The organism is Pseudosulfitobacter pseudonitzschiae, from assembly GCF_900129395.1.
Taxonomy (GTDB): Bacteria; Pseudomonadota; Alphaproteobacteria; order Rhodobacterales; family Rhodobacteraceae; genus Pseudosulfitobacter; species Pseudosulfitobacter pseudonitzschiae.
In genome coordinates, this window is record NZ_FQVP01000011.1 from 64,786 (window position 1) to 86,568 (window position 21,783).

Genomic DNA, 21,783 nt, shown 5'->3' on the forward strand with positions numbered 1-21,783 from the left:
CTGATCCTGAACTATTCTGTTGCGGCCGGCGCGGCGGAGGGGTCCGCCTCGGGCGCGGCTTCGGGGGCAGGGGCGGCGTCTTGTTCCTGCGGGGTCACGGTGGCACCGGGGGCGGCCTTTTGCAGACCCTTCACGATCACGCGGTCGCCGGGGTTCAACCCGCCGTCGACCACCCAGTTGCTGCCCTGATCGCTGATCACCGACAGCTGGCGCATCTCGACCACGTTTTCAGGACCGACCACCATCGCCGTGGGCTGGCCACGCCGGTCGCGGCTGACGACCTGCTGGGGCAGCAGATAGACGCCTTTGGCCGTGGTCGTCGCGATCTGCACCTGCACGTACATGCCGGGCAACAGCAGCTTGTCGGGATTGGCAAACTGCATCCGCAGCACCACAACGCCGGTCTGCTCGTTCACGTCCGGTTCGGCTGCGGTCAGGGTGCCGGTCTGGTCGAACACGCTGCCATCTGCCAGCGTCAGGGTCACTTCGGCCGGCAGGTCTTCGAGGCGCGCGCCGATGTTGTCACGCCGCCATGCAATGATGTCCGCCGCCGATTGCGTCACGTCCACATAGACCGGATCAATGTTGCGGATCACCGCCATGGGCTCGGCCTGGCTGGCCGTCACCAGCGCGCCACGGCTGGCCAGCGACCGGCCGATCTCGCCGGACAGGCGGGCACGGATCTGCGTGCGGTCCAGCTGGATCTGCGCCGCTTGCAGCTGTGCCTCTGCTGCCTGAACCGCAGCGGCGGCGGTATCGCGGGCTGCCACGGCTTCGTCCAGCGCCTGTTCGCTTGCCACGTTGCGCGACTGCAGCTCTTGCAGGCGGCTTTCTTCCTTTTGCGCCGATTTCAGTTGCGCATTCGCCTGCGCCACGGCCGCTACGGCCTGTGCCACGGCGGCCTCGTAGGTGGCGGCGTCGATGGTATAAAGAACGTCACCTTCTTCGACGCGCCCGCCTTCCTTGAACTTGCGGTCGGTGATGATCCCGGCCACCTGCGGACGCACCTCGGCCTGCGCCGAGGCCAAAACCCGACCGGGCAGGGTGGTGGTCAACGGCACATCCTGCGGCTGAACCGTGATGACGGTCACTGCGGCGGGCGGCATCCCTTGTTGCTGGGCTGTGGCGGGCATGCCGAAACCGATAAGCAACAGGGCCAGCACCATGAGGCGCAGGCGGAGATTTTGAAAAAGCATGGTCTGTGTCCAGTCTGGTTCGTACACGCGCGGTCAGTGGATGATACTAACCAAATGCGGCGACGCAGCAAGACCTGGCGACGACAAGCTTCGTGCATTAACGCACAGTGTTCTCTGCTGCCACGGAACATAACCGCAACAGCAGAGACACGTTCAACGGCGCACGGCAGTCACGATGATTTCCACCTTGTACTCCGGCGTCGCCAGAGGTGCACCGCCACAGGCGCGTGCAGGCGTATGACCCTGCGGGACCCAGGCATCCCAAACCGCATTCATCTCGGCGAAATCGGACATGTCCGCCAGCCAGATGATCGCTTGCAGGATCTGTTCCTTGTCCGAACCGACCTCGGCCAGCAAGGTGTCGATCTGCTCGAGAATGCCCTTGGTCTGCTCGGTGACGCTGTCGCCGGGGGCTGCGACCTGACCGGCAAGATAGACCATGTCGCCATGGGTGACGATCTGGCTCATGCGGTGGTTGGAATGGTGGCGTTCGATGGTGGCCATGTGTGGTTCCTCTTGGGTTTGAATTGCACCTGCGCGCCTGTGTTCGCAAACCGCGTGCGGATGGCAAGCGGAAAACGGGATTGGCGGAGATCACTCTCAATACATTAACATAACTAGAATTATACGGGCACTTGCACAGCCTCGCGAACGCCCCTCAGCCGATCATATGGATCGTCGGCGGCACGGTGCAGACCTGTTTGGCAATCTCGACCACATGGCGGTGGTGCGTCAGGTAAATCGCCTGCCCGCGCCGCCCTATATCTTCCATCATGAGACAGGCCGCGGCGGTGCGGTCCTCGTCAAAGGTCTCGAAAATATCGTCGCACAGGAACGGCAGGCTGACGCCGGTGTCCACCAGTTGCTGATAGGCTGCGGCCCGCAGCGCCAGGTACAGCTGGAACCGCGTGCCCTTGGACAGATCCTGCGCCTGTTTGCTGGTGCCCGCAGCGTCGATGGCCAGCAGGGTTTCGGCCCCGTTCGCCCCGGGCTGTGTGCCCAGCCGCGTATAGGCCCCGCCCGTCAGCGTGCAAAACGCGGTCTCCGTGGCCTGCATCATGCCGCTGCGGTGGCTGTCGCGGTAGCGGCGCAGCGCTTCCTCGGCCAGCCGCTGGCCCATGCGCAGTTCCAGATAGGTCAGTGCGCAGTCTTCCAGCTCAAGCTCCAGCGTCGCGCGCCGTTCGGTCAGTTGCGCGATGTCCGTGTCGCCGGTGATCGCCGTCAGCGCCGCCTGCGCATTGGCCCGCGCGGCGATGGCGGCCTCAAGCCGGGCGGTCAGGCTGGCGCTTTCGGTCTCTAACGTGGCCCGTTCCGCCTCCAGACCGGCGCTGGTGGAGTCACGCAACAGGGCGCGCGCCTCGTCCAGACGGTCCACCGACAGCGCCAGCCGCACCTGCGTGTCCAGCGCGGCCATGCGGGCGCGGGCGGCGATCACCGTGGTGGCGTCCTGCACGGCGGCACGCAGGTCGGACAGCGTTCCGGTGGCGACATGGGGCGGAAAGGCATCGGCCCAGACCGCAACCTTGCGCGCGATCCCGGCGCGGCTGTCCTGTGCCGCCTTGCGCCCTGCCCGCGCCTGGTCCAGCGCCTGTGTCAGGCTGGTGTGCAATGTGCCCGCCGCCGTGGCCTGCTCTGCCCGCTTGCGCAGCGCCTCGAATATCGCGCCGGCGTCGTCCCCCTCGACCCCGTGCCGCTGTCCCAGCCCGGCCATCAACGCCGTGAACTGCGCCTGGTCCGCTTCCAGCTTTGCGATCCGCTCTGCCATCCCGGCGCGCTGGTCATCCAGGGTCGCCAGGGTCCGCAGCGGCTCCAGCGTGGCCTCCAGAACCTCGGGCTGGACCCGTCCCCCCAAAGCCGCGCGCACGCCCTCTTTCCAAGCCCGCACACAGGCCTCTTTCTCCTGTGTCAGAGCCTGCAATGTCTCTGTCCGCGCCTTCAGATCCTGCGCACAGACATCCCGCGCCCTGCCCGCCTGGGCCACCGCCTCGGCGGCCCCCCGCTCCTGCGCGGCGCGGCGGCGGGCGGCGTCGATCAGCGTGGCAAACTCCGGTGCCTCCAGATCGATCAGCGGCGCCAGTTCAGCGGCCAGCCCCGCGGCCTTGTCCAGGGTCGCGCGGTGAGCCTCGGCGCAGCGTTTCAGCTTTTGCTCCGCCGCCCGCGCCACAGCCTGCGCCGCGACCCAAAGCGCCAGATCGGCAGGGGTCATAACACCCTGCACCCCTGCCCCTGCCGCCGCCTCGGCTGCCGCCCGTGCCGCCGCATCAATCCGGTTTTGCGCGTCTTCTGCCACCTGCCCGGCCTGCGCCGCCCGCGTCTCGGCCCGTGTCTGCGCCAGCTCTGCCGCCCGCAGGTCCGCCAATGCCCGCGCATGGGCCAGCCGCGCATCGGACACCGCGTCCGACTGTGCCATCGCCTGCGCGAACCGCTCTGCGGTCTCTGCACTCAACGCCGCGCGGTGGGCCGCCCACAGCGCATCGCGGGCGTCGCGTTTCGCCTGCGCTTCGGCATCGCCGATCTGGCCCACCTGCGCCGTGCTGCGGGCAATCTGGGCGTTCGCCTCTTCGGCAAGCCCCCGCTGCTCGCGCGCGGTCTCCTGTGCCTGCGCCCTGTCGCGCATGGCCTCGGCGTGCCGCTCGGCCAGCACCTGCGCCTCTTGCACCGACAGGGGGCACGTGGGCACCGCGTCAAAATCCTGACCCTTGAAATGCAACCCGTCCAACGCCGTGCGCAAGGCCGCATGGGCCGCGTCCACCTCGGCCCGTGCGGTGGCATATGCCCCTTGCAGGCTGTCGGCGGCATAGCGGTCCAGCAACGCGCCAATACCGCTGTCCGGCTCCGCCCCCTGCCCCGCCAGCACCGCCTCGGCCTCGCGCAGCCGCTCCTCCAGCGCCGCAACCTCGCGCGCCTCGGCGGCGGCGGCCAATGCGGCGGTCCGGGCCGCGTCGCGTGCACCTTCCAGCCGCTGGATTTGCACCGCCGTCAGCACCAGCCCCTCGGCCTCCGTCCCGGCCTCAAGCTGGCGCGCCACCTCTGCCATCTGCGCCTCGAACCCCCGCAGATCGTCCCGCCGCCGCGGCAGATCACGGCCCGCGGTGACAAACCGGCTGCGCAGGTCGTCCAGATCTGCCAGTTCCTGCACCAGTTGCTGTTGATCGGGGTTCAGCGAAAGCCCCTCGACCCTGGCCTCCAACCCCGCGATCTCATCGTCCAGCCGCGCGATGTCTGCCTCGGCCCTGCTGTCCTCGGTCAGCACGCCCACCAGCGCCTCGGCGGTGATGTCCAGCGTGGCGGGATAGTCGGCCTTGTCCGCAATCTGCGCGGCCAATGCGTCGTATTCCATCACCAGCGGCAGCGCTGTCAGTTGCGCTGCCACCTGCGCCTGCGCGCGGGACAGTGCATCCCGTTCCGCGCGCAGCTGCGCCTCAAGCTCTTGCGCCTGCGCCAGTTCCGATTTCAACCGGGCAAAGGCGCTGGCCGACACGTCGCCGTCGCGGATCGCCTTGTCGACTTCGGCCAGCTCTTTCTTCAATGCCGCCATCTTCGTGCTGCTGGCCCGCTTGCGGTACAGCGCATCCGCCTGCGCCCCCACCTGATCCAGCACAGCCCCCAGATCGCCCAGCCCCGCCGCAGCGGAAAACAACAGCCGCCCGATGTCGCCCTTGCTCGCGGCAATCGCCTCGCCGCCCTTCTCGATCGTCTCGTCGTCCAGACACAACAGCATCCGGTAATCGTCCAGCCCCAGCCCGCCCAGATGCGCCGACACCGCCGTTTCGGGCAGCACGGCCCCGGTGGCATCGCTCAGCGCCCCCTTGCGGCCCGTCATGCGCACCAGCTGATGCGCCGTGCCCTCCGCCTCGATGGTTCCCGACACCTGCAAAATCTTGCGCTGGTGCTGGAAATCATAGGTCTCGCGCGTGGGAAACCCGTACAGCAGGCGCAGAACCGCCTCCATCGTGGTGGTCTTGCCCGCCTCGTTGGGGCCGTAGATCACGTGGAAATCGGACGCGCCTTGGCCGTCGCCAAAGTCATAGGCCTTGCCGGTGAAGTGACCGAAATAGTCCAGGGACAGGTGCCGCAGGCGCATCAGCCGTCCGCCCCTTTCATCCGCGCAATCATCTGCGCCGCCCCGGATGCCGCCAGCCGTTGTGCCCGCGCGGCGGCGGCCTCGGGCGTGGGGGCCAGAACGGTGCGCCGCGACGCGGGCAGTTCGGCCAGCAGCGCGTCGAATTCCTCTTGCAGCGCCGCCATCATCCCCGGCTCGGCCAGCATGTCGCGCATCATCTGCCCCAGCGCATCGGTGGCCGAGGCGTCAGAGGGCGCGTGGTCGTCCGTCACCTCGATCCTCAACTTCTCCAGCCACAGCACGCCGGTGTCCTGCGCCATCTGCCCAAGCGTTTCCTGCCAGACGTCGCGGTCGCGCAACAGCTGCCAGCGCAGCGGCGTCGCCCCCGTCAACGTCAGCCGCAGGATCGCATCGGTGGGCTGCGCCGCCGCCAGCGCGGCCAGCGCCTCGCGCAGATGGGCGCGCAGCCCGTCGGCGTGGTCGTGCTCGGACACGTCAATATCATGGTGCAGGAATGTGATGACCGAGGTCGGCACCGCGCTGACCGTGATCCCTGCGTCGTCCAGCGTCAGCAGGCTGGCAGTCTTCGCGCCAGACTCGCCCATGTCCCGCCCCTGCGGCGTGCCCGGCATCACGATCCACGGCGCCTGTCCGTGCACCTGTCGTTTGTGCACATGCCCCAGCGCCCAGTAATCGAACCCCATGCCCGACAGCTCTGCCACCGTGCAGGGCGCATAGGGATCATGCCCCGCCGCCCCCACCAGCGACGTGTGCAGCATGGCAATGTTCACCGCCCCGGCCACGGGGGCCGGAAACTTGCCCAGCAGGCTGTCGGGCGCGTGCCGGCCCGCAAAGCTGACGCCGTGTATCCACACGTCCGCATCACCCAGCTGCACCTTGCCGCCGCGCCCGTCAAAGACGTGGACATTCTCCGGCAGGCTCAGCGCCCCGGTGATCGGGTTCTCGGCGTCGTGATTGCCCTTGATGTAGAACACCGCGATCCCCGCCGCGTGCAATCGGTCCAGCTGCGCGGTCAGGAACGCCGCCGTCTTGGCGCTGCGCTCGGCCCCGTCGAACAAATCGCCCGCGATCAGCAACGCCTGCACCTGCTCGGCCAGCGCCGTGTCGATGATGCGTGCGAATGCGGTGCGGGTCGCGGTCTGGACCCGGTCGCGCAGCCCCGGATCGCGCAGCGCCAGCGATTGCAGCGGCGAATCCAGATGACAGTCAGCCGTGTGCAGGATGCGGATCGTCATTCCACAAGGATCGGCCAAAGGGCACAACGGTGCGGCGCAAGGCAATGGTCTGGCATGATAAGGTCCTGTTCAGCGCCCCTCAGGGTAGACAGCTTGCCGCGGGTTTTCAACGCGGCACTTTCCCCGCGCCGCAATCGCTTGCCGCGATTCCCCCGCGATCCGGCAAAATCTGCCGCCCGTGTCGTTTTTCCATCGCACCGCGCCGTTGTGCATCCTTGATGAAGTCCTGCGCTGGCGCATAGGTAGCGTCACAGGGGCCAAGCCCACCGCGTCCAAAGATTGGGATTCTGACGATGATGAAATATTGCCTGAACGTTAGCTGCGCCTCGCGCCGTGGCATCGTGTCCGCCATCTCGGCCTTTCTGGCCGACCACGGGTGTAACATTCTGGACAGCGCCCAGTTCGACGACACGAACACGGGCAAATTCTTCATGCGCGTGGGCTTTGCGTCCGAGCTGGACGCCACGCTGGAAACGCTGATTTCCGAGTTCGGCGCCGTGGCCGAACCGCTGGACCTGGACTGGTCGTTCCACGACGAAACCACCAAGATGAAAGCCGTGATCATGGTGTCGCGTTTCGGCCACTGCCTGAACGACCTGCTGTACCGCTGGCGCATCGGCGCGCTGCCCATCGACATCGTGGCGGTGATCTCGAACCACACCGATTACCAAAAGGTTGTCGTCAACCACGACATCCCGTTCCACCACATCAAGGTGACACCGGAGAACAAACCGCAGGCCGAGGCGCGGATCATGGAAGTGGTCGAGGATGTGGACGCCGATCTGGTGGTGCTGGCGCGCTACATGCAGATCCTGTCGGACAGCATGTGCCAGAAAATGTCGGGCCGGATCATCAACATCCACCACTCGTTCCTGCCGTCGTTCAAGGGGGCCAACCCCTACAAGCAGGCCTTTGAGCGCGGCGTGAAACTGATCGGGGCCACCGCCCACTATGTCACCGCCGACCTGGACGAAGGTCCGATCATCGAACAGGACATCGTGCGGGTGACCCACGCCCAGAACAGCACCGATTACGTGTCTCTGGGCCGCGACGTCGAAGCGCAGGTTCTGGCCCGTGCCATCCACGCCCACGCCAACCGCCGCGTCTTCCTGAACGGCAACAAGACCGTGGTGTTCCCGCCCTCGCCCGGCGCCTACAGCAGCGACCGCATGGGCTGATCCGCCGGCGGTGACCGGCAGGGCGTTAAGAACCGCCCGCCGTACCGGTCACCGCCGCTCCGGCCCCTGTTGCGATTTGCAGCGCCGCCCAGGCCTTGGCGGCGTCGTTGCGCGCCGATGCCGCTTGCAACCGGGCCGCCGCGCGCTGGCGGTCAGCATCCAGCAAGTCGACCAGCGCCGTCGCCCCGGCCTGAAAGGTCGTGCGCGCCAGGCCATAGGCGTTCTCATAGGACGCCGCCGCCTGGTCCAGCGCACTCACGCGCTGGCGATAACGACGCAGGTTCGACTGTCCGACCTGAACATCCTCGACCGCTGCCGTGATCTGTGACCGCCACGCCAGATCGGCCTGCCGCGCCTCGGACTGGCGGCGGGCGCGGGTGGCCTGCAACAGGCCCTGGTTGGCCACGGGCAGGGTCAGCGCAGGACCAAAACGCCAGCTGTCCGCGCCGCCCGTGTCGCTGACGGTGCCGCTCAGCGACAGCGACGGCAGCATGTCGGCGGTGGCAACCCCGACCGCGGCCAGCGCCTGCATCACGTCGAACCGCGCCGCCCGCACATCGGGCCGGTTTTGCAGCAACTCGGCCGGCACGCCCGTGCCCGGACCCGGCGGAATGCGCAGGGCGGGCGCGCCACGGCGCATCTGTGCCATCAGCGGGGCGGCCTGCAGGTTCAGCAAGGTCGACAACCGGTAAACCTGCGCATTGAACAGCGCCTCGAAGTTGGGCAGATCGGCACGGGCCGTCTGCAACAGCGCCGTGGTCTGGGCCACGTCCAGATCGGTCGCACTGCCCAGACCCAGCATGGTGTTGTTCACCGAAAGCGTCGCCTCGCGCGCGGCAATCGTGTCGCGGGTCAGCGCCAGTGCCTGCTGGTAATAGCGCGCGTCGGAATAGGCGCTGATCACCTCGGCCAGCCAGGCCAGCCGTGTCACCTCGGCCTGCGCCCGCGCCGCGGCTTCGGCGGCCTCGGCACCCTCACGCGCGCGGCGCGCGCCCCCGAACAGATCGAACACGAAACCGGCCGACAGGCTCGCGCCGGTTGTCGTCGTAACCGGCTGACCGTCGCCACCCGCGCGCATCCGGCTGGCGCTGGCGCTGTCGCCCCCCAACTGCGCCGCCAGCGGCTGTGTTGCGGCCACGTCGGCCTGTGCCGCACGGATGCGTTCGTTCGCAGCCAGGATATCGAGGTTGGTCGCCAGCCCCGTCTCGATCAGGCGCGTCAGGGTCGCGTCGTTATAGCCGCGCCAAAAGGCTTGTGTGACAACCTGCCCCACCGGGACCGCCGCCCCTTCGGCAAAGTTGGCCTGCAAGGCCGGCGTCGGCACCGCCGAGGGGTCAGGCCCCACCGCCGCACAGGCCGTGCTCAGCAACAAGGCCGCCAAAGACAGCGCCACGACAGGTTTTCTCACAAGGGTCACGCTGGTTTCTCCTTTCGCGATATCATCCCGCTCAGCTTCAGGACCGCGACGTAGAACACCGGCACCAGGAAAATCCCCAGCAGCGCCGACGACGCCATGCCCCCCAACACGCCGATGCCAATCGAGTTTTGCGCCCCTGCCCCGGCACCAGATGCAATGGCCAGCGGCAGCACGCCCAGCATGAAGGCAAAGGTGGTCATCAGAATGGGACGCAGCCGCTGGCGCGACGCGATCAGCGCCGCCTCGATCACGGATTTGCCCTCGTGCACCTGGGACTGCGCAAATTCCACGATCAGGATGGCATTGCGCGCGGCCAGTCCGATGGTCGTCAGCAGCCCCACCTTGAAATAGACGTCGTTCGACTGTCCCAGGAAATAGGCCGCCGCCAGCGCGCCCAGAATCCCCACCGGAACCGTCAGCATCACCGCCAGCGGCACGGTCCAGCTTTCGTACAGGGCGGCCAGCGCCAGGAACACCACAAGGGCCGACAGCGCGAACAGCAAAGGCGCCTGGTTGCCCGACAACCGCTCCTGATAGGACAGGCCGGTCCACGCGGTCCCGTAATTGCCATCCAGCTCCGACACCAGCTCTTCCATCGCGTTCATGCCATCGCTGGACGACAGGCCCGCCGCCGCCGCACCGCTCAGTTCCATGCCGCGCGTGCCGCCATAGCGGGCAACCGCCTGCGGCTCCTGCGTCCAGCTTTGGTCCGAGAATGCGGCAAAGGACACCATCTCGCCCGCGCTGTTGCGCGCGTACCAGCTGTTGATGTCCTCGGGCTGCGACCGCGCATCGGCCTGCCCCTGCACGATCACCGGACGCAGATCGTTGCCCAGGGCAAAATCATTGACCTCGCGGCCTGCGAAAATGACCGACAGCATCGCGTTGACGTCGGTGATCGACAGGCCAAAGGCCGCCGCCTTCTGCTGGTCGATGTCCAGCCGCAGCGCCGTTTCGGTCGCCGCTTCGTTCCCGCGCAGGGATGTCACCCGCCCGTCCGCCTGTGCATTGGCGACCAGCTGATCGGCAGCCGCCGCCAGCGCCGCCTGTCCCTGCCCCCCCTGATCGGTCAGGTACATGGTAAAACCCGATGAGCTGCCCAAACCCTGGATCGCAGGCGGTTGCAGGACAAAGATGGTGCCCTGCCGGTTGGTGGAAAAGAAATAACCGTTCGCGCGCTGCACCAGTCCGGCAATGTCAAACCCGTCGCGTTCGGCGTAATCGCGCAGCTTGACGAACACCATCGCGCTGCTTTGCCCGCTGCCCCCGAAACCAAAGCCCAGGGCGGCAAAAACCGATTCAACCGTGTCGCTTTCGGCATCCAGCAGATAGGTCTCGACCTTTTCCACCAGCGCCTTGGTCTGTTCGGTGGTGGACCCGTCAGGCCCTTGGATCACGACCAGCGCGACCCCCTGATCCTCATCCGGCAGGAACGACCCCGGCAGGCGCTCGAACAGGACGGCCATGCCGGCCACCACCGCGACCAGCACCACCAGCGCCCGGAACGGACGTTTCACATAGCGCGTCACGACGCTGACATAGCCGTTGGTGGCCCGGTCAAGGTTGCGGTTGAACCAGCGGGCCGGCGCAATGCTGTCCCCATGGCTGCGCGCCTTCAGCAGGCTGGCACACATCGCGGGCGTCAGGATGACCGCCACGCCCAGCGACAACACCATCGCCGTGATGATCGTCACCGAGAACTGGCGATAGATCACCCCCGTGGCCCCGCCCATAAAGGCCATCGGCAGGAACACCGCCGACAGCACCAGCACGATGCCCACCAGCGCCGAGGTGATCTCGTCCATGCTCTTTTCGGTCGCCGCGACAGGGCCAAGGCCCTCTTCCTCCATCACCCGCTCGACGTTTTCGACGACCACGATGGCATCATCGACCAGCAGGCCAATCGCCAGCACCAGCGCGAACATGGTCAGCGTGTTGATGGTGAACCCCGCCGCCGCAAGCACGGCAAAAGTGCCCAGCAACACAACCGGAATTGCGATCACCGGGATCAGCGTGGCGCGCCAGCTTTGCAGGAACACGAGGATCACCAGGAACACCAGCACCACGGCCTCGATCAGCGTCTTGTAGACCTGCGAAATGGATTTCTCGACAAAGGGCGAAGTGTCATAGGGAAACACCACCTCGACCCCCTGCGGCAGCCCCTCGACCAGTCCGCTGATCGTCTCGCGCACCGCCGCAGCGGTATCGACCGCATTCGCCCCCGTCGCCAGGTTCACCGCAAAGCCCGCCGCCGGATTGCCGTTGTAACGCGCATCCCCGCCATAGCTTTCCTGGCCGATCTCGATCTTTGCGACATCTCCCAGAAACACGGTCGACCCATCCGGATCGACCCGCAACAGGATGCCTTCGAACTCTTCCACGGTCGACAACTGTGACTGCGCCGAAATCGGCACCGTGACCCGCTGGCCGCCGGCACTGGGTTGCGCCCCAAGGTCGCCGACAGTGACATTTGTGTTCTGCGCCGCCACCGCCGCCGTCACATCCGCGGGCGTCACCTGGTATTGCACCATCTTCATCGGGTCCATCCAGATCCGCATGGCATAGCCCGAGCCAAAGGTGCTGATCGACCCCACGCCGGGGGTGCGCTTGACCGGGTCCTCGATCAACTGGGACACCAGATCGCCCAGCTCTACCGTCGACCGCGTGCCGTCCGCGCTGGTCAGGGCGCCGACCATCAGGATCGAACTGGTTGACCGCGAAACGCTCACCCCGCGCTGCTGCACCACGTCGGGCAACTGCGAGGTGACAAGCTGCAGCTTGTTCTGCACCTGCACCTGCGCAATGTCCGCATCGACACTGTCGTCAAAGGTCAGGGAAATCGACGCCGATCCGGCGGTCGAATTCGAGGTCATGTAAATCAGGCCGTCAACCGCGGTCATCGCGTCTTCGATGACGGTCGTCACCGAGGATTCAACGATTTCAGCCGACGCCCCTGTGTAAACCGCCGAAATCCGCACGGTGGTCGGCGCAATCTGCGGATATTGCTCAATCGCCAGCGAATTCAGGCCAAGCGCGCCAACCAGCATCACGACCAGGGCGATCACCCAGGCAAAGACCGGGCGGTGAATGAAAAAACGGGCCATTTACGTTACTCCGTCGCGGACGCGTCGGACGGCGCCGTTGCAGGCGTCTCTGCCTGGGGTTCCGTGTCGGTCTGGGCCTGTGCAGGCGCGCGGTCGCGGACCACGCCGTTGTCGTCAAAGCTTACGGGAACCGGCACGACCTCCGCCCCTTCGCTCAGCCCCGCCAGCCCGTCCACGACAACCATGTCCCCGTCCTCCACGCCGCCGGTGACGATCCACTGGTGCTCAAAGGTGCCCTCTTCGGTCAGCGCGCGCTGGCTGACCTTGCCGTCCACCACGACCCAGGCCGTCAGCTTGCCCAGCTTGTCGCGGCTGGTTGCCGATTGCGACACCAGTATCGCCTGCGTGATCCCCAGATCGACCTGCCCGCGCAGGAACATGCCCGGCAGGATCATGTTGTCGGGATTGTCAAAACGGAACCGCGTGTCGATCGAGCCGGTCGTGGTTGACACCGTCACCCCCGGCGCGACAAGCGACCCCTGCCCCTGATAGACACGCCCGTTCTCCAGCGTCAGCGTCGCGTTCAGCTCCTCGTTCAGCCGCAGCGTGCCATCGGTGATATCGTCCATGACACTAAGAAACCGCGACGACGGCTCGTACATGTCCACCTCGATCGGGTCCAGCTGGGTGACCGTCGCCATCGCGTCCGCCTGCCCTTCGGTGACCAGGTCACCGATAGAGGCCGCCGAAACGCTCGCGATCCCCGACAGCGGGCTGGTCACCGTGGTCCAGCCCAGTTGCGCCTGCGCCAGCGTCAGGTTCGCCTGGGCGGAATCCACCGCCGCCCGCGCCTGGTCCAGCGTGGCACGGGCGGATTCGACCTGTGCCTGCGTGCTGCCCGACCCGACCAGCCGTTCGGTCCGCGTATAGGCCGCCTGTGCCTCGGTCACCTGCGCCTGCGCACTGGAAAGCTGTGCCGCCGCCGCCGCGGCATTCGCCTCGTAGGTCGTATCGTCAATGCGGAACATCGGCGTGCCCGCCGCAATGAAACGACCGGGTTCATACAGGATTTCCGTGACGATCCCGCTGACCCGTGGACGGATTGCCGTGGACGACGCCGCCACCGCCCGTCCGGGCAGGGTCACGATCCGTGGCACGTCCTGAACCTGCGCTTCGACAACGCCGACCTGTTTGGGGGGCATGCCTGCAGGGGCCTGGGCGACGACGGAACTGGCCAACAAAACGGCTGCGCCCGCAAAGAGGGTAAACTTGTACATTGTCATCTCATCCGGTTTCCTGATCGGCGGCATCGCCATTGCGACGGCAGATTGCATATTGTTGCACAGTGTGCAATGTTTTCTTTGTGTGAAAAATTTAGGCAGATATTCGATGGTCACAAGTCTTCGCGAACGGCGCCGCCTGCAGACCGGCAGGGACATCCAGATGGCCGCAGTGACGGTCGCCCTGCGCAATGGTCTGGACAACACCACCACCGAAGCCATCGCCACCGAGGCCGGCATCAGCACCCGGACCTTCTTCAATTATTACAACAACAAACATGCCGCGATCCTTGGCGATGCCGTCAGGATCGACCTGATCGGCGCGGGCTGGTTCGCCGGTTCGCAGAATCCCGTCATCGACGACCTTGCGCATCTTTTGGGACAGGCCGCACACGACCATCCGCTGGACCGCGCGCTGTTGCTCAAGATCCTGGAGGTGATCGAGGCACACCCCGCCCTGCAGGAAATGTTCCGCACCCGGCTTGATGAAACAACGGTTCTGGTCACCGAAATGCTCAACGCGCGACTGGGGGACGATATGGCCGTCGAAGCACGACTTCTGGCCTCTTTGGCCACCCAGGCCCTGACCGAGGCCGTCATGACATGGGTCGCGGACGATAGCCTGGGGCTCGACGCCATCACGACGCTGATCGCCACCAGATTGCGCAGTGTCACTCAAATCCTGATGCAAAGCGACACACATGCCGGGCCTCTGTAAATTCAGCTGTTCGGGTGTTTTACGCGGGCGTGCGGGTTTTCCGTCGCGGATTGTGAAAAGCCGTTGGCGGCGCTTGTTCGTTGGGAATCAGGCCGTAACCGCCGCACCGTGTCAAAGCGGTCAGGTCCGATAATATTTCAGACCCAACCGCCAGTGTCAGTCATCGACCACAAAGGCAATGCGCCTGCCAAGCCCCACTTCGGCCACCACCGCCTCGGCCATGACCGTGCTGAAATGCGTCTCTAAATACCGCACGACAAACCCGCTACGCGCGGCCAGCGTATAGGTGCCGCCCTCGTCCGAGACAAAGCGCAGCGGCGCGAACCAGTTGCGGTGCTTCTCGGGATACAGCGCCTTCAGCCGTTGGGACACCGCATACCAGGACGTGCCATCGTCCGGGACATTGACCTCTTGCACCGGTTTGCTGAAATCCACCTTCACCACCGACGACCTTTGCCCCGGGTCCATCTTTTGCATCCGCTCGGCATAGTCCGGCCCCACCGCGCCCCAGATATCGCGCGACAGCTCGAACACACGCAGGATATTCAACCGATAAGCCCCTACCCTGCCCCGCACGCCCTTGCGCACACAGATCAGCAGCCGATCCTCGACCCAGCGTTTGATCTCGCGTTTCACGGTGCGTTCGGTCACATGCCACATCCGCGCCATTTCAGGCTGGCCCACGCAGAAATGATCCAGTTTCCAATTGTACCGCGCCGTGATCAAAGCACAGAGCCGCGTCATCGAAATTTGCTGGGCGGGGGTTCCATGCAGACCGGACACCGTCAGTGCGGTCAGCACATCATATTTCATGGAACCCGCGCCGGGTCCTGTCAGTCGCTTGGGTTCCATGCTGGTCTCACTGTCTCGGCTCTCAATGGCGGCCATCTGCGGGCCGATTCTCATTGAGGTTGATAAGTGCATAAAATCCCGTTTTCTGTCAACGCCCCTGAAAATACACGAATTCCAAAAAGAATAAATTGAATCTGGTATATAAGGTATAGGGTGACATCAGTCATGTCACTATATCTGCCCGCCTGTGTCACCAAATAGAGCCTGATGTGGCCATATGTGTCACTAAATAAAGGGCCCGATTTCCTGTGATTGCTGGGATGGGACAGATTAACAGGAGCGGAAACGCCAAAGTTTGCTTTTGCCAATTTGGCTATATCCCGTTATTGAAGAAAAATATCCAAATAGCAAGAGCAGCACCATGAGAGATCATTCAGACCTTCAGGACATGAACGCGCGCAGTTTGGCACAACAGGCTTCCGTGCGCCGCGCAACCTTTGACCCCGGCGTGGTCAAGGCGCTGCGCCCCTTCTCGATCTGGGAAATCAGCCAGTTCATGTTCGACATCCCCCCCGACACCCTGCGCAAGAAACTGGCAGAGGACCCGACCCTGCCGCAAGGCGAAACCCAGGACGATGGCCGCCAGCGCTGGTTCTCTCTGAAAGAGATCAACGAATTGCGCCGCCGCCTGCGCTTTCGCGGCAAGTCCCTGCTGCCCCGCCGGCCCGATGGCCGCGCGATCCGTGTCGCTGTCTCGAACTTCAAGGGCGGCGTGGGCAAGACCGTGGTGGCGCAACACCTGGCCAATGCCGCCGCGCTGGACGGCTACCGGGTGCTGTGCATCGACTTTGACCCGCAGGCGACGCTGACCCATTCGATGGGGCTGGTCGAGGTCAAGGAAGGCAACACCGTCTGGGGCATCATGTGCCGCGATCTGTGTCGCGAGGCGGACCGGATCATGAACAGCTATGACCTGCCCGAGGAATGCCCCTACCCCGCCGCCGACGAACTGCCCGAAGACGTGCAAAGCATCGGCGCGCAGCGGACGCAGGACTTTATCCAGCCGACCTGCTGGCCCACCATCGACATCATCCCAAGCTGCGCCAACGCGGCCTTTGTCGAATTCGCCAGCGCCCAGTACCGCGCGCTGCACAAGGCGTGGTCGTTCTTTGGCTGCGTCGCGCGTTACCTGGATGAGCTGCCCGACGACCAATATGACGTCATCATTTTCGACTGCCCGCCGGCCATCGGCTATCAATCCCTGAACGCGGCCTTTGCGGCTGACATTCTCTATATCCCTTCCGGTCCCGGCTATTGGGAATACGATTCCACCACCAGCTATCTGGGCCAGTTGGGCGACGCGATGGAGGATATTTCGGACGGGTTCGGCAAGCTGGCAGCGGACGCCGGGATTACGCTTCCGAAACAGTTTTTGGACATACGTATCCTCATGACCCGGTTCGAAACCAACAACCCGCTGCACACCGCGATGATGGATGCCTTTCGCAATGTGTTCGGCGCGGACGTTTGTCAGAACCCGATCGAAATGACCCGTGCGGTCGAACAGTCGGGCCGGTTCCAGATGTCGGTTTATGAGCAGGACTATCGCCAGATGACCCGCGAAACCTGGAAGCGGGCGCGGCAAAGTTTTGACCGGGCTTACGAGGAATTCAGGGCGACCATGCTGACAGCCTGGGAACGCAACGCAGACAAGGGAGAGACATGAGATGGCCAAGAGCAACAAGTTCGGATTTGCCCCTCTGGAAACCGAGCCGCCGCAGCGGCGCGAGCGGTCTGTCGGCCCGATGGGCGCCGCCGTGCGCGAGGCGGCGGAAAGCCTGACCGACGCCACCGAGGCCAAGGTTGAGAAGCGCCGCCAGAATGCGGTGGACGCCGAAGCCTTTCGCACCGCTCAGGACGAGGGGCGGGTTCTGATGTCGCTGGAGCTGTCGCAGATTGCGACCGACGACCTGCCGCGTGACCGGATGGACCTTGAGGCGGTTGCCGCCTCGGACGAGATGGAAGAGCTGAAGGCGTCCATTCGCGAGCGGGGACAGAAAGAACCGATCGAGGTCTATCCCGGTCCCGACGGCAGCTTTCAGCTGAAAAAAGGCTGGCGCCGGTTCACCGCGCTCTCGCAGCTTTTGGCGGAAACCGGCGACGCGCGGTTCGGCACCATCATCGCGCGGATCGAACGGGGCGATGACGGGCGGCTGGCGCGGTACATCGACATGGTCGAGGAAAACGTTGTGCGCGAGGATCTGACCTTTGCCGAGATGGCGCAGGTTGTCATCACCGCCGCACAGGACGACGCGGTGGGCGAGCCGGACCCCGACGCGCTGGTGGCGCGTCTTTATGGCTCGCTGCACAAGATGAAAAAATCCTACATCCGCAGCTTTGTCTTCCTGCTGTCGCAACTGGGCGATGTGCTGCCGTTCCCCAAGGCGGTGTCGCGCAACCTGGGTGTGGATGTGTCGCGGGCGTTCAAGACCCAAGGGGCGGCACAGGCGTTGCGCGAAAAGCTGGCCACGTGCCAGACCCCCGAAGAGCAGAACAAGGCGCTGGTGGCCTTTGTCGATGCGGCAAAAACCACCCCGCAGACGCCGAAGAAAAAGCTGGAGCCACGGGAAAAGTTCGAGTTTCACGTCGGCAGCCTGAAGGTGACGGCGCGGCGGGGCGAGTGCCGGATCGTCAGCAAGGACGATTTCGCGGCGATCCCCAAGTCACAGCTTGAGCGGGCCATCAAGGCGTTCGAGGAAGAGCTGCGCGGTGGACCGTCGGTCAGGCCGCTGTGACGGACGGTAACCCATGGGTTACCCCGGCGGCCATGTGCCGAGGGTAACCCACGGGTTACCTTGATGGCGGGCAGGGAGGTAACCCATGGGTTACCCTTGCAATTATAAAGCAAAAACAATCACTTAGCTGCCATACACGTTAGAGATACAGGACTGGACGCGGAGTGGGACACCCACACGCAGGTGCTATGCCGCATAATCCTTGCGGTGTGTGAACTAATATATTAGTTAAAAGGCCAACCTACAGCCTGCACCTGTACCAAGGATTTCCCCATGTGTGACTACATCCTGTCCGACGCCACCAAGGCGCAACTCAAGCGCACCGGCACCGCGTCGATTGCGACGCAGTTGTACAAGCGCGGTCTGCGCAACCAGTTCATCCAAGGCGTTGTGCCGGTGTCGCCCAAGGCCGAGCGGATGGTGGGGCAGGCGTTTACCCTGCGCTACATTCCGGCGCGTGAGGATCGCAACCAACTGGACGTGTTCCGCAATGCCGATCATCCGCAGCGGGTGGCGGTGGAAACCTGTCCCGAGGGGCATGTGTTGGTGATGGACGCGCGGCAGGATTCAACAGCGGCGACTGCCGGGTCGATCCTGGTCACACGGATGGCGGTGCGCGGCTGTGCCGGCGTGGTCACCGACGGCGGTCTGCGCGATGCGGCAGGGATCGGTGCGCTGGACATGCCCGCCTTTCACGCGCGGGCGTCGGCGCCGACCAACCTGACCAAACACGAGGCGCTGGACATCAACGTGCCCATCGGTTGCGGCGGGGTTGCGGTGTTTCCCGGTGACGTGATCGTAGGTGACGGCGACGGGGTCATGGTGATCCCCGCGCATCTGGCCGACGAGATTGCCGAGGTGTGCGCAGGCATGGAAGCGTTCGAGGATTTCGTGCTTGAGGAAGTTTTGGCAGGGGCGCCGATCATCGGGCTTTATCCCTGCACGCTGGAAGAGAACCAGAAGAAGTTTGACGCCTGGCGCGTCAAGACGGGCCGGTAGTCCCATGCCCCGAGGGGCACGGGCACCTTTCGATCATTCAGGTCGCTGACAGGCCGGTTTTCTGCGCTGGGGGCTGTGGCCGCGTGGCACACAAGGCTTTGCCAAAAAAGCATTGGTTTTTGGCTGTAAACATTACCCAAAGTTATATCTTGGCGGCCAATCGGTATTTTCAATGAAAATGGCGACTGGCTAGGCTGCGAGGGACCCTGCAACCCTGACACAGGAGCTTTTCCCCGGATGCCGACATATCCACAGATCGCCGCACTGCACGACGAGATGACCGAATGGCGGCGCGATTTTCATGCGCATCCCGAGTTGAACTACCAGGAGCAGCGGACATCCGACCTGGTGGCACAGCGGCTGGAAAGCTGGGGGATCGAGGTGCATCGCGGTCTGGGCCAGACCGGCGTGATCGGGGTGCTGCGCGGCGGTGACGGGGGCGGGTCGATCGGGTTGCGGGCCGATATGGACGCGCTGCCGATGGAAGAACAGACCAACCTGCCGTACCGGTCGACCAACAGCGGCGTCATGCACGCTTGCGGCCATGACGGGCACACCACGATGTTGTTGGGGGCGGCCAAATACCTGGCCGAGACGCGCAATTTTTCGGGCACGGTGCATTTCATTTTCCAGCCCGCCGAAGAGGCCGGGGCAGGGGCCAAGCGCATGATTGCCGAGGGGCTGTTCGACCAGTTCCCCTGCGACAGCATCTGGGCCTTGCACAACGCGCCCAACCGGCCCGTGGGCACCGCATCGGTGCGGGCCGGGGCGGTGATGGCGGCGGTGGACACGATGAAGATCGTGATCCACGGCAAGGGCAGCCACGCGGCCCGTCCGCACAACGGCAACGATCCCATCGCGGTGGGCTTGCAACTGCACACGGCGTTTCAGCACCTGTGCACCAAGAACATCGACCCCATCGAGGTGGCCGTGGTGAACGTGACCCGCTTTATCGCGGGCACTGCGGTCAACGTGGTCCCGCCAAGCGCCGAGTTGCACGCGACGATCCGCACATTCGATCCCGGCGTGCGCGAGACCGTGCGGCGGCGGGTGCAAGAGATTTGCAAGGGCATCGAGGTCGCCTACGGCGTCACGCTGGACCTTGAGTATCGCATGGGCTGCCCGCCCACGATCAACACCCCCGCCGAGGCGACATCCGCAGACCGTGCGATTTCGTCTATACTGGGGGCCGACGCTATTGTTCGCGATCCAAAGCCGGTGGCGGGCGGAGAGGATTTTGCCGAGATGCTGGCGGTTCTGCCCGGTGCCTATATCCATGTGGGCTCAGCCAAGGGGGCGGACGATCCCCAGCTGCATCATCCCGCATATGACTTCAACGACGAGATCCTGCCCATTGGCGCGTCTTATTTCGCCGCTTTGGTCGAGGATCAACTGTCAGCGAAACGCTGACATCTTTCTGGGAGGGAAAAACATGAAACATTTGAAACTGGTGTCTGCGCTGGCCATCTCCACGGCGGTTGTGCTTGCGACGGGGCAGGGGGCCGTGGCGCAGGAAAACGTGCTGAAGTGGGCGTCGCAGGCGGATATTGCCAACCTGGACCCGCATGGCACCACCGGGGCGCTGCCGTTGTCCATTCTGGGCAACGTTTATGAACCGCTGGTGATGCGCGCGTCGGACATGTCGCTGGCGCCGGGGTTGGCCACAAGCTGGGAGGTGATCGAGCCGACCGTCTGGCGGTTTCATTTGCGTGAAGGGGTCAAGTTTCAGAACGGCAACGATTTCAACGCCGATGACGTGATTTTCTCCATGGGGCGGGTGGGCAACGAATATTCCTTCCTGCGCGACCGTGTGACCATGGTCACCGAGATGACCAAGGTGGACGATTACACCATCGACTTTCACACCGCCGAGCCGAACCCGATCCTGCCGAACATGTGGACCAGCATCTATATGATGGACAAGGAATGGGCGGAAGAAAACAGCGCGACCGTGCCATCGAACACTGTTGAGAACATCGAAAGCTATGCGGGTTTGCACTCGAATGGCACCGGTCCGTTCAGGGTGACCGAACGCCAGCCCGAGACCAAGACCGTGTTCGAGCCGTTTGACGGCTGGTGGGGCGAGCGGACGGACAATCTGGACCGTGTGATCTATACGCCGATCACCCAGGACGGCACCCGCGTGGCGGCCCTGTTGTCGGGCGAGATCGACATGATGTTCCCCGTGCCGCTGCAAGACATCGACCGGGTGAATGCCAACGCGGGCACACGTGTTCTGATCCAGCCGGAACTGCGCACGATCATGCTGGGCATGGACCAGAACCGCGATGTGGCGCTGTTGACAGACACGCCGACCAATCCGTTCAAGGACCGGCGCGTGCGGCTGGCGCTGTATCAGGCGATTGATATTGACGGCATCCAGTCCAAGCTGATGAACGGTTTGTCCGAGCCTGCGGCGACGCTGATTTCGCCGCTGCTGTTCGCCCCTGCGGGCGAGATGAAGCGGTATCCCTTTGACCCCGAAGCGTCGCGCAAGCTGCTGGCCGAGGCGGGCTATCCCGACGGGTTCAGGACCGCGCTGGTGTGCCCCAACAACCGCTATGTGAACGACGAAAAGATCTGTCAGGCCGTTGCGTCGATGCTGGCGCGCGTGGGCATTCAGGTGGACCTGCGCACCATGAACGTCAGCCAGTACTGGAAGGTCGTGGGGCGCCCCGTGCAAGAGTTCGCCATTTACATGATGGGTTGGACGCCCGGCGGTCTGGACAGCTATTCGGTGCTGTTCAACCTGATGGGAAGCTGGGACGAGGCGTCGGGCCGTGGCCGGATCAACAACGGCGACTTTTCCAACCCGCGCATCGACGAGATCGTCGCACTGGTGGAAAGCGAAACCGACACGGCCAAGCGTGATGCCCTGATCGCCGAGGCCTACCAGATCGTGCATGACGAGGTTTATTACCTGCCGCTGCACCAACAGGCCGTGGTCTGGGGTGTGCGGGACGGTGTCGAGGTCAAACAGCGGGCCGATGACGGGTTCAACTATGCCGATGCGAAGATCACCCGCTAAGCCACTCCCCGGCGGCC

Annotated in this window: 15 protein-coding genes; 7 read left to right on the plus strand and 8 right to left on the minus strand. The window is 64.6% G+C overall.

Annotated elements, in window-relative coordinates:
* Positions 1-11: 11 nt before the first annotated feature.
* From BUC08_RS21495 to BUC08_RS21510, 4 genes are all read right to left on the minus strand, one after another.
* Complete coding sequence (locus BUC08_RS21495) at positions 12-1,196, minus strand: efflux RND transporter periplasmic adaptor subunit (RefSeq protein WP_397467016.1); 1,185 nt, start codon at positions 1,194-1,196, stop codon at positions 12-14.
* Between the two features lie 153 nt (positions 1,197-1,349).
* Positions 1,350-1,700 carry a RidA family protein gene (locus BUC08_RS21500; protein ID WP_037929036.1) on the minus strand — a complete coding sequence of 117 codons (351 nt, stop codon included), beginning with the start codon at positions 1,698-1,700 and terminating at the stop codon, positions 1,350-1,352.
* Positions 1,701-1,854: 154 nt separating this feature from the next.
* The gene (locus tag BUC08_RS21505; RefSeq protein WP_037929034.1) at positions 1,855-5,280 is read right to left on the minus strand and encodes an ATP-binding protein; all 3,426 of its coding nucleotides are present in this window, start codon (positions 5,278-5,280) and stop codon (positions 1,855-1,857) included.
* Entirely contained in the window at positions 5,280-6,515 is a 1,236-nt protein-coding gene (locus tag BUC08_RS21510; protein ID WP_081855441.1) for a metallophosphoesterase family protein, read from the minus strand. Before BUC08_RS21510 ends, BUC08_RS21505 begins: the two co-directional genes overlap by 1 nt.
* A gap of 293 nt (positions 6,516-6,808) precedes the next feature.
* Here BUC08_RS21510 and purU point away from each other — a divergent pair, with 293 nt between their 5' ends.
* On the plus strand, positions 6,809-7,693 hold the full coding sequence (gene purU / locus BUC08_RS21515; RefSeq protein WP_037929026.1) for a formyltetrahydrofolate deformylase: 885 nt from the start codon (positions 6,809-6,811) through the stop codon (positions 7,691-7,693).
* Between the two features lie 25 nt (positions 7,694-7,718).
* On the opposite strand, the gene BUC08_RS21520 is transcribed toward purU, so the two are convergent.
* The 3 genes from BUC08_RS21520 to BUC08_RS21530 are packed head-to-tail and all read right to left on the minus strand — an operon-like array spanning position 7,719 to position 13,431.
* Complete coding sequence (locus BUC08_RS21520) at positions 7,719-9,110, minus strand: efflux transporter outer membrane subunit (protein WP_037929024.1); 1,392 nt, start codon at positions 9,108-9,110, stop codon at positions 7,719-7,721.
* Entirely contained in the window at positions 9,107-12,214 is a 3,108-nt protein-coding gene (locus BUC08_RS21525; RefSeq protein WP_037929022.1) for an efflux RND transporter permease subunit, read from the minus strand. Before BUC08_RS21525 ends, BUC08_RS21520 begins: the two co-directional genes overlap by 4 nt.
* A gap of 5 nt (positions 12,215-12,219) precedes the next feature.
* Positions 12,220-13,431 (minus strand): efflux RND transporter periplasmic adaptor subunit, encoded by a 1,212-nt coding sequence (locus tag BUC08_RS21530; protein WP_143186805.1) that lies wholly within the window; start codon positions 13,429-13,431, stop codon positions 12,220-12,222.
* A gap of 166 nt (positions 13,432-13,597) precedes the next feature.
* Here BUC08_RS21530 and BUC08_RS21535 point away from each other — a divergent pair, with 166 nt between their 5' ends.
* Positions 13,598-14,152 (plus strand): TetR/AcrR family transcriptional regulator, encoded by a 555-nt coding sequence (locus BUC08_RS21535; protein WP_200796226.1) that lies wholly within the window; start codon positions 13,598-13,600, stop codon positions 14,150-14,152.
* A 156-nt stretch (positions 14,153-14,308) separates the two neighbouring features.
* Here BUC08_RS21535 and BUC08_RS21540 read toward each other — a convergent pair whose 3' ends face one another.
* On the minus strand, positions 14,309-15,004 hold the full coding sequence (locus BUC08_RS21540; protein ID WP_037929186.1) for a DnaA N-terminal domain-containing protein: 696 nt from the start codon (positions 15,002-15,004) through the stop codon (positions 14,309-14,311).
* Positions 15,005-15,365: 361 nt separating this feature from the next.
* Between BUC08_RS21540 and BUC08_RS21545 the strand changes: the two genes are divergently transcribed.
* From BUC08_RS21545 to BUC08_RS21565, 5 genes are all read left to right on the plus strand, one after another.
* Complete coding sequence (locus tag BUC08_RS21545; protein ID WP_143186808.1) at positions 15,366-16,670, plus strand: AAA family ATPase; 1,305 nt, start codon at positions 15,366-15,368, stop codon at positions 16,668-16,670.
* A gap of 1 nt (position 16,671) precedes the next feature.
* A complete protein-coding gene (locus BUC08_RS21550; protein ID WP_037929019.1) occupies positions 16,672-17,739 on the plus strand; it encodes a ParB/RepB/Spo0J family partition protein in 1,068 nt (355 codons plus the stop codon).
* Positions 17,740-18,012: 273 nt separating this feature from the next.
* The gene (locus BUC08_RS21555) at positions 18,013-18,738 is read left to right on the plus strand and encodes a ribonuclease activity regulator RraA (protein ID WP_037929016.1); all 726 of its coding nucleotides are present in this window, start codon (positions 18,013-18,015) and stop codon (positions 18,736-18,738) included.
* 237 nt (positions 18,739-18,975) lie between these two features.
* Entirely contained in the window at positions 18,976-20,148 is a 1,173-nt protein-coding gene (locus tag BUC08_RS21560) for a M20 aminoacylase family protein (protein WP_037929011.1), read from the plus strand.
* Between the two features lie 22 nt (positions 20,149-20,170).
* Complete coding sequence (locus tag BUC08_RS21565; protein ID WP_037929008.1) at positions 20,171-21,766, plus strand: ABC transporter substrate-binding protein; 1,596 nt, start codon at positions 20,171-20,173, stop codon at positions 21,764-21,766.
* The last annotated feature ends 17 nt before the right edge of the window (positions 21,767-21,783 follow it).

Bases quoted from the DNA above. Each gene is read 5' to 3' on its own strand.
- BUC08_RS21495 (WP_397467016.1), bottom strand. From the start codon at position 1,196: ATGCTTTTTCAAAATCTCCGCCTGCGCCTCATGGTGCTGGCCCTGTTG.
- BUC08_RS21500 (WP_037929036.1), bottom strand. From the start codon at position 1,700: ATGGCCACCATCGAACGCCACCATTCCAACCACCGCATGAGCCAGATC.
- BUC08_RS21505 (WP_037929034.1), bottom strand. From the start codon at position 5,280: ATGCGCCTGCGGCACCTGTCCCTGGACTATTTCGGTCACTTCACCGGC.
- BUC08_RS21510 (WP_081855441.1), bottom strand. From the start codon at position 6,515: ATGACGATCCGCATCCTGCACACGGCTGACTGTCATCTGGATTCGCCG.
- purU (WP_037929026.1), top strand. From the start codon at position 6,809: ATGATGAAATATTGCCTGAACGTTAGCTGCGCCTCGCGCCGTGGCATC.
- BUC08_RS21525 (WP_037929022.1), bottom strand. From the start codon at position 12,214: ATGGCCCGTTTTTTCATTCACCGCCCGGTCTTTGCCTGGGTGATCGCC.
- BUC08_RS21530 (WP_143186805.1), bottom strand. From the start codon at position 13,431: ATGTACAAGTTTACCCTCTTTGCGGGCGCAGCCGTTTTGTTGGCCAGT.
- BUC08_RS21535 (WP_200796226.1), top strand. From the start codon at position 13,598: ATGGCCGCAGTGACGGTCGCCCTGCGCAATGGTCTGGACAACACCACC.
- BUC08_RS21540 (WP_037929186.1), bottom strand. From the start codon at position 15,004: ATGGAACCCAAGCGACTGACAGGACCCGGCGCGGGTTCCATGAAATAT.
- BUC08_RS21545 (WP_143186808.1), top strand. From the start codon at position 15,366: ATGAGAGATCATTCAGACCTTCAGGACATGAACGCGCGCAGTTTGGCA.
- BUC08_RS21550 (WP_037929019.1), top strand. From the start codon at position 16,672: ATGGCCAAGAGCAACAAGTTCGGATTTGCCCCTCTGGAAACCGAGCCG.
- BUC08_RS21555 (WP_037929016.1), top strand. From the start codon at position 18,013: ATGTGTGACTACATCCTGTCCGACGCCACCAAGGCGCAACTCAAGCGC.
- BUC08_RS21560 (WP_037929011.1), top strand. From the start codon at position 18,976: ATGCCGACATATCCACAGATCGCCGCACTGCACGACGAGATGACCGAA.
- BUC08_RS21565 (WP_037929008.1), top strand. From the start codon at position 20,171: ATGAAACATTTGAAACTGGTGTCTGCGCTGGCCATCTCCACGGCGGTT.